1 protein-coding gene is annotated in these 503 nt (G+C 68.2%); it reads right to left on the bottom strand.

Translation table 11 applies throughout. The features are described from left to right. The coding region (locus tag ACFSNB_RS18855; RefSeq protein ID WP_377319368.1) for an HDOD domain-containing protein at positions 1-479 on the bottom strand (479 nt) is incomplete at its 3' end. Positions 480-503 lie beyond the last annotated feature (24 nt).

Genomic DNA, 503 nt, shown 5'->3' with positions numbered 1-503 from the left:
AGGTGCACGAGGCTGGCATAGGTCGGGTCGGCGCAGTCCTGCGGCTCGGCCTGGCAGCGCAGGGCCTGGACCAGGCTGTCCGGGAAATGCCAGCGCGCCGCAAAGGCCGCCCCCACCTCGGGATAGGCATAGCCAAGGTCGGCGAGCTGGGCCTCGACACGTTGGTCGTCAGTCGCAAAGCCAGGCGCCAGGCAGGCGCGATCGGGCATCGCCATCTTCATGATCAGGTCGCCCGTGCCGTGCAGCAGGCCGGCCGTGAAGGCCAGGCGCTTGATGTACTTGATGTTGTTCACGCCGGTGTAACCGGGCACGATCAGGCGCAGCGGGCCGCCGTGGGCCAGCGAGATCGGCACGCCGCAGACGATGGACGCGGCCTGCACCAGGGCATCGAACTGCTCCTCGGCCGCGGTGTCCAGCACCGCCAGTGATTGCAGCGCCTTCAGGCGCTCCGCTTCATCCGAGGCATGCCATGCAGTCACAACCGCGCAACTCCCAAGCCCAAC

The organism is Phaeospirillum tilakii (genome assembly GCF_042683125.1).
In the GTDB taxonomy this organism is placed as follows: domain Bacteria; phylum Pseudomonadota; class Alphaproteobacteria; order Rhodospirillales; family Magnetospirillaceae; genus Phaeospirillum; species Phaeospirillum tilakii.
This window is presented reverse-complemented; position numbering and strand designations above follow the sequence as displayed.